The organism is Oribacterium sp. oral taxon 078 str. F0263 (assembly GCF_000469565.1).
Classification (GTDB): domain Bacteria; phylum Bacillota; class Clostridia; order Lachnospirales; family Lachnospiraceae; genus Oribacterium.
In genome coordinates this window covers 61282-67281 of sequence record NZ_KI273108.1, presented here as the reverse complement: position 1 = coordinate 67281, position 6000 = coordinate 61282, and the positions used below count along the sequence as shown (strand labels likewise).

General features: G+C 53.9%; 6 protein-coding genes. All 6 read left to right on the top strand.

What is annotated here, in order from left to right:
• Nucleotides 1–360: 360 nt before the first annotated feature.
• The 6 genes from HMPREF1986_RS05660 to HMPREF1986_RS12575 all read left to right on the top strand — a co-directional run bounded on the left by HMPREF1986_RS05660 (nt 361) and on the right by HMPREF1986_RS12575 (nt 5935).
• Nucleotides 361–1593 carry a VWA domain-containing protein gene (locus HMPREF1986_RS05660; RefSeq protein WP_051273882.1) on the top strand — a complete coding sequence of 411 codons (1233 nt, stop codon included), beginning with the start codon at nt 361–363 and terminating at the stop codon, nt 1591–1593.
• A 438-nt stretch (nt 1594–2031) separates the two neighbouring features.
• Nucleotides 2032–2385 carry a GntR family transcriptional regulator gene (locus HMPREF1986_RS05655; protein ID WP_009215494.1) on the top strand — a complete coding sequence of 118 codons (354 nt, stop codon included), beginning with the start codon at nt 2032–2034 and terminating at the stop codon, nt 2383–2385.
• A 10-nt stretch (nt 2386–2395) separates the two neighbouring features.
• Nucleotides 2396–3082, top strand: a complete 687-nt coding sequence (locus HMPREF1986_RS05650; protein WP_021773819.1) for an ABC transporter ATP-binding protein — start codon at nt 2396–2398, stop codon at nt 3080–3082.
• Nucleotides 3083–3170: 88 nt separating this feature from the next.
• On the top strand, nt 3171–3893 hold the full coding sequence (locus HMPREF1986_RS05645) for a hypothetical protein (RefSeq protein ID WP_021773818.1): 723 nt from the start codon (nt 3171–3173) through the stop codon (nt 3891–3893).
• Nucleotides 3894–4032: 139 nt separating this feature from the next.
• Nucleotides 4033–4770: a TraX family protein gene (locus tag HMPREF1986_RS05640; RefSeq protein ID WP_021773817.1), complete on the top strand. Its 738-nt coding sequence runs from the start codon at nt 4033–4035 to the stop codon at nt 4768–4770.
• A gap of 508 nt (nt 4771–5278) precedes the next feature.
• Nucleotides 5279–5935, top strand: coding sequence for a ComEA family DNA-binding protein (locus HMPREF1986_RS12575; protein WP_242837355.1), 657 nt, complete (start codon nt 5279–5281; stop codon nt 5933–5935).
• The last annotated feature ends 65 nt before the right edge of the window (nt 5936–6000 follow it).

Sequence of the window (6000 nt, the reverse complement as noted above, 5' to 3'; positions counted from 1 at the left end):
ATCAGGCAGACTCGGAGCGTCCTTGAGTCTTCTCGGAGAGAATATAGACAGAGGCGAGGAGCTGCCGCCTTTTCTGCCCTTTGTCCGCCCGGCACAGGACGCTCTCGCTCCGACTGCCGCGGCCAGCGGCGCATAAGCGATCTTGAGAAACCAGATCGCTAAACGCCGGGGCGGCAGACGGCCTGTACGCGGACAGACAAACTGGCAGGGCGGCAATTTTAGACCGAAGGAGCGCCGGGACGGCGGGTCTTGGGAGATGGGAAGCACGGCGCAGTCTGCTTTTGCAGGCAGTGCAGAGGATACAGCATGCGCGAAGGAAGGGCATGGGACCGTCCTTTGACAGGAGAGAAGGTGAAGAAAATGGGCAAGAAAGGGGAGGCAGCGGTCGGAGATGAGACAGCGGCTCGGATCCGGAGATGGCGTCTGATTCTCGGAGAGGAGAGCGAGGAGCGCTTTTCACATTCTGAGGCCGGCGGGCCCGCTCTCAGCGAGGAGGATCAGATGCTGGATGCGGCGCTGAGCGCGATCTACAACAGCAATTCCCGCTTTCGTTTCGGTGAGGGCGGTCCGCAGAATAGCCCGGGCGGACCCGGCGGTCGCGGTCCCTCAAATCCGACGATCAGCCGCTGGCTCGGGGATATTAGGACGCTCTTTGATCCGGAGCTTGTGAAGATCATTCAGACGGATGCGATGGAGAGATGCGGCCTGAAGCAGCTTCTCTTCGAGCCGGAGCTTCTGAGGAGTCTGGAGCCGGATATTCATCTCGCGAGCACGCTCCTTCTTTTGAAGGACGAAATTCCGAAGCGGAGCAAGGAGGATGCGAGAGCTTTCATTCAGAAGATTGTGGAGGAAATCAATGCGCTTCTTGAGTCGGACCTCAGGAGAGCTGTGACAGCGGCGCTGAACCGAAGGGCGCATTCCCCGATCCCCTCTGCCTCCGCGCTCGACTTCAAGACGACGATCCGGAGAGGGATCCGGAATTACAGACCGGAGCTTGGAAAGCTTGTGCCGGAGAAGTACTATTTTTTCGAGCGGAGTGCGCGCACTGCCGCGAATAAGCATACTATCATCCTGGATATTGATCAGAGCGGCTCCATGGGGGAGTCTGTGATTTACTCTTCGATCATGAGCTGCATTCTGGCAAGCATGAGCTCTCTCAGGACGAGGATCGTCGCCTTCGATACGAATGTTGTGGATCTGACGGAGAAGTCCGATGATCCGATCGATCTCCTCTTCGGCTTTCAGCTTGGCGGCGGGACGGATATCAATCGGTCCATTGCCTATTGCGAGAGTCTGATCGAAAATCCAGGGAAGACGATGTTCTTCCTGATCTCTGATCTCTGCGAGGGTGGAAATCAGGCAGGGATGCTGAGGAGACTTCAGGGGATGAAGGAGAGCGGCGTCACCGTGGTCTGTCTCCTCGCGGTTCAGGACGGCGGAAAACCCTATTATGATAAGCGGATCGCGGAGCGCATTGCCCAGATGCAGATCCCCTGCTTTGCCTGTTCGCCGCAGCGCCTCCCGGAGCTTTTGGAAAAGACGCTGAAGGGGATGGATCTCACGGGCTTTTCTGAGGAGGAAGAGAAGAGCTGAAGATCCGGACTGCGCTAAACAGGATGCTTTCTCCGATGGCCGTCTGAAATGTGCTTTTGTTTAAGAGCCGCCTCATTTACACGGGAGGCTCTTTTATGTTGGACAAGGATCAAAGGAGAGAGGGAGAGAGCCGCAGCACTGGCGCTGTTTCTGCTTTTTTTCCGTAAGGCATATTCCGAGTGCTTTCGTCTCGCTCAGAAAGAATGAAGCAGCGTTGCCTGCGCCTGCGCGCAGGGATTTTGCGCGGCTTAAATCCTATCGAAAAGAATGCTTGACAAGAGAAGACTAGTGCACTATATTTATAGTGCACTAGTTAATAGAGGCATGGCTGAGATGGGCGAATCTCAAAGAGCCAAGAGCCAAGAGCCAAGAGCCAAGAGCCAAGAGCTGGGTGCAAAGTGCAGGGAAAGGCGATTTCAGGAGCGGAAAGGAGGAGATATGATACAGTTTGATCCGTCCCTTCCGATTTATCTGCAGGTGGTGAATGCCTTAAAAAAGGAGATCATCGCCGGGCGGATCGGAGCCGGGGGGAAGCTCCCCTCCGGAAGGGATCTCGCGCTTATGTACAGGATCAATCCGAACACCTCGGTCCGCGTCTATCAGGAGCTGGAGAGGCAGGGGGTCTGTTTCACGAAGCGTGGGCTCGGAACCTTTGTCAGAGAGGACGGAGAGCTGGTCCCGAAGCTCCGTATGGAGATGGCAGAAGATTTTCTCCGAAGCTTTTTAAAGAACATGGAGGAGCTTGGATTCTCGAGACAGGAAATAGCGCGGAAAATTCTGGAGGAGGATTAAGGAGGAAAGGATGCTGGAGACAAGAGGGCTGACGAAGAAGTATTCCGGAGTTACGGCATTGGAGGATCTCAGCTTTACGCTGGAGAAGGGGAAAATATATGCGCTTCTCGGACCAAACGGGAGCGGGAAGAGCAGTTGGATGCGCCTTGCGGCGGGGATCGATACTCCGAATGCAGGAGAAATCCTCTTAGACGGAAAACGGATCGATGCGTCTGATCGGGCGAGGATTTCCTATATGCCGACAGAGGCGATTTTTTACAGCTGGATGAGTGTACGGGATGTCGGGCGCTATTACAGGGACTTTTTTTCCGATTTTTCAGAGGAACGCTTCGAAGCCCTCCTCGGATTGATGGGGCTTGAGGAGAGAATGTCGATCAAACAGCTCTCCACCGGTATGGCGGCAAAGCTCAGGATCGCGGCTGCGATGTCCCGGCGTGCGGAGCTCTATCTCCTCGATGAGCCTCTGAACGGGATTGATCTCATCGCGCGGGACCACATCATGGAGGCCGTGATCGGTGCCATGCGGGACGACGCGATCATGCTGCTCTCGAGCCACCTCGTGGAGGAGATGGAATCCTTCATCAGCCAGGCGATCTTCCTTCGAAACGGGAGACTTCTGGAAATCTGTGACGCGGAAAAGCTCCGGGAGGAAAGCGGGAAATCGATCTCGGAGAGATACCGGGAGCTCTACCGCTGAGCGGAGAGGACTCTCCCGGAGCAGGCGCTCTCAGGCGGAGCCGCTCCCCGCTGGGAAATCCAAGCATTATGTCAGGAGGGAAAGTATTATGTGGAAGCTTTTTAAATATGAGATGAAGAAGTCAATGCCCGGGAAACGCATCCTCATCGCGATCACTCTTTCTGCGGAACTTATGGTCCTGATCGGCCTGGGCTTTGGCAATATCAGCCTTGTCGGGATCGGAGCGCTGCTGCTCTCCTACAGCGCCCTCATAGGCATGTTCATAACGTGCTTCGGAGGAAGCGGGCTTTTTGGCAGGGAGCTTCGCACAAAGCAAAGCTACATGCTCTTTATCACACCGAACTCGAACCGGGAAATTCTCGATGCGAAGTATCTGGAGAGCTTCTGCTCCTCCGTGCTCATGGGAATTTATTTCCTTCTGCTCCTGGGCCTTGATCTTAGCCTGACGGTGCTCAGGGATCAGTGGTCAACGGGCCCTTTTTTCCATAATTTTCAGGGCCTTCAAGAGGTATCCGCGATGATTCCGAATGCGGCTTTGGCACTCTTGAGTCTTTGGTTCCTTCTCGTCGCGGCGGCATTTTTTATCACGGTTGTCTTTGCAAGCATCTTCTCGAAGCTTCCCGCGAAGGGACTCCTCGGCTTTCTCTTCTTCCTCTTCCTCGGCTTTCTCATCAATCTGCTCGGGAGTGTTCTGACGACGGTCTCATATTCGGAGTTTCACATCCTTGTGCTCTCTCTCCTTTTCCTGTTCGGCGGCCTTTTGTTCCGGGGCGCGACGCTTTTCCTGATGAAGCATGAGCTCAACCCCTGAGTTTCATGCCCCATGATCCGCTTCCCACAGGACTTTTCTCCTCGCAGTCAGGTAGGGAGAAGCCAAAGATCAGGGTTGACGGTTTCCAAAGAATCCGGCAGAATGATGTAAAGCATAGGACAGGGAAGGGCCGGACACAATGGAAAAGAAGCTTAACGCCAACGAGATCAAGCTGATCGCTATCATTGCCATGACGATAGACCATTTGACATGGGTATTTTTCCCCGGACTTCAGACCGTATGGTATGTGTATGCCCTGCATATCATCGGACGCTTGACGGCTCCCATCATGTGGTTTTTCATAGCGGAGGGCTGCCATTATACCCGGAATATAAGAAGATACATCGGGAGATTATTTCTGTTTGCGCTGCTCTCCCATTTCGCCTACGATTTTGCCTTTGGCATACCATTCCTGCCGCTGTCCACGGGAGTCTTCAATCAGACCAGCGTCATGTGGTCGCTGGCCTGGGCAGCGCTTCTGATCCGGATCTGCAGTGAGGAGCGGATTCCGCAGTGGGCAAAGAACATAAGCATCCTTGCCGCCAGCCTGATTTCCTTTCCGTCAGACTGGTCGAGCATCGCGGTCATGTGCCCGTTCTTCCTCTATGCCCACAGGGAGGACTTCAGAGCTCAGGCAAGGGATATCGTGCTGTGGAGCTTCCTCTATGCGTCCGTATATTTCCTGTTTCTCGACAGAGCTTACGGGCTTCTGCAGATCTTTACCTTTCTGACGATTCCGATCCTTTCCCGCTATAATGGGGAGCGCGGAAGCTGGAAGGGCATGAAGTGGTTTTTCTATGTGTACTATCCGGCGCATCTTTTGATTATAGGTATCCTTCGGATTATGCTGCATGGAAATATTTCCCTTATCTTCTAGCTTCCGGGAGGAAGCGCTTATTGGTCGGATCGCTTTTATCCGCCTTCTCCCGAAAGCGAGAGACTGCTTCTGGCACAGCGCCCATTCCGCCGCCTGACAATGGATACGCCGCTTCATGCCTTGGGACGGAGGAACGGCAGGGCCGGGGCATCGCGGATCATGTGCGGGAGGACTTGATTTTTTTGAGAAATATTCTTATACTGTAGCTATCTATACAGAATGATTTTTCCGGTATTTAGCTTTTGTTTCCACTTTTCTCTTTCTTTATTTCATCGGAGTTTATTTCATCGGAGTTTCTCTCACCGGGTTTTCTTTCACTGGATTTCCCCCAATTTTTCTTTCTCTTTTTTCTTTTTCCTCTTCTTTGCTTTTCCTTTTCTGTTTTTTTTCTGTGTTTTTGCTCCTTTTCTGCTTCCGCGGGCGGGCAGGGTTGCTGCTGCAGCCGGGAAAACGAAGTCCGGAGTCTGATTTTACGAATATGGCGCTGCTTTGCCGGAAGGGAGCCTCAATGGGCAGGGAACAATATGAGCTTCGAAGGATTCTGCTGAGAGTCCGCCATTTTGTGATTTCCGCGCTGCTTCTCGGGGCGGGATTGTTCTGGGCTTTTTCCGGAAAGGAGCTGCTTTGGGAAGAGGAAATGGGGCTTTCCCGGGAGGAGCATTTTGAGAGTGAAAAGGGGAAGGAGGGCACTGATCGGGAAAGAATGCTTCTCGGTGGGAGAAGAGGGGAAACTTCGGAGCCCTTTGAGAGGAGGGCGGCGGAGTATCATTCCTCCAAAGAGGAAGCAGAGAGGAAAACGGAAGAAGAGGGGGGATCCTTTGAGGAGATAAAATCGGAGGAGAACCCGGACGGAAAAAGAGAGGATCCGCTTCCCCGGGGAGAATCGGGTGCGGAGAAGGAGACCGCCCGGCCTTCTGCGGAGAGCGCGGAGCCCCGCGGGGAGAGCGCGAAGGGAAAAGAAAGCGAGGACAGCCGGGTCAACATCAATACGGCGAGCCTTGAGGAGCTGGATACGCTTCCCGGGATCGGGAAGGTGACAGCCGGGCTCATCATCGCATACCGGGAGAAAAACGGAGGCTTTGCCGACCCGGAGGAGCTCAAAAATGTGAAACGGATCGGAGACAAAACCTATGAAAAGCTGAAGGATCGGATCCGGATCCGATGAACGCGTTACAGCTCACCCCTCTCGCAATCACTGCTTTCAATTAGCCTTCATCTATGGTAAACTCT